This is a genomic window from Microbacterium sp. BF1, assembly GCF_019279095.1.
Classification (GTDB): domain Bacteria; phylum Actinomycetota; class Actinomycetes; order Actinomycetales; family Microbacteriaceae; genus Microbacterium; species Microbacterium maritypicum.
The window spans coordinates 1-945 of record NZ_JAGYWT010000708.1 but is presented as its reverse complement, the minus strand read 5'-3'; the positions used below and the strand labels follow the sequence as shown (position 1 = coordinate 945).

Genomic DNA, 945 nt, shown 5'->3' with positions numbered 1-945 from the left:
CGGCGACGCACCCGCTGCGTCGCCGGCTGGAGCGGATCGAGGAGCTCGACCCGGAAGCGCAGCGCCGTCTGCTCGACGACGTGCAGATCGAGATCGTCGCGTTGAGCCAGTCGGCGCGCCTCACCCGCGAGCAGATGAAGCTGCAGGCAGAGCTCTCGCCCTTCCTGCGTCTCGTCGCGCACGAGACAGAGAACCTTCGGCGCCAGGGAGCCCACCTGGCCGCCGTCATCGACGCCGTGGAGGCCGGGGATCCCGATGCCGCCGGGGCGAGGACCGAGCTCATGGCCGCCGAGACCATCGACGCGCTGATCCGGCTCCAGGCAGCGACCGGGTAGATCAGAGGACCAGCATCGACGTGCACAGGAGGACGCGATGAACACAGCAACCGACACCGCCATCCAGGCAGCAGCCGCGATCGTGGAGGACTACTTCACGGCGCCCGTGCGCACCCTGCTCGACTGGGTGGACCCGTTCGCCGCGGAGGTCTTCGACGCCAGGGCAGCCGGGCCGCTCACGCGCTCGAGGATCGACGCGCTCGTGGAACCGCGTGCGTTGAGGACACTCGACCTCCCCGGCGTCCCGGTCTACGGCGCGGGCTTCATCGCCGCGATCGACCTCCTCTCCGATGCCCACAGCCATCTCGCGTGGTGGCAGGGTGAGGACCGCCGGCAGCTCGTGCTCGCCTCGCAGTCGCTGAACAAGGAGAACATCGACTACAGCGCCCTGGAGTGGTTCCGCGTGCCGATGGCCACCGGCGAACCGCACGTCGCCGGACCCTACGTCGACTACCTCTGCAGCGACGAGTACACGATCACGATCGCCGTCCCCGCCGAGGTCGACGGCCGTCGCATCGGCGTCGCCGGCCTCGACCTGCTCGTGTCGTCCGTCGAACAGGATCTGACGCACCGCTTCGCCGCCCTGGGGTGCGAGGTCACCCTGACCAAC

General features: G+C 69.5%; 2 protein-coding genes. Both read left to right on the top strand.

Features of this window, described 5'->3' with window-relative positions; translation table 11 throughout:
• A partial coding sequence (locus tag KZA10_RS16215; RefSeq protein ID WP_374196610.1) for an FCD domain-containing protein occupies nt 1-335 on the top strand: 335 nt, incomplete at its 5' end.
• 37 nt (nt 336-372) lie between these two features.
• The coding region (locus KZA10_RS16210; RefSeq protein WP_218683401.1) for a cache domain-containing protein at nt 373-945 on the top strand (573 nt) is incomplete at its 3' end.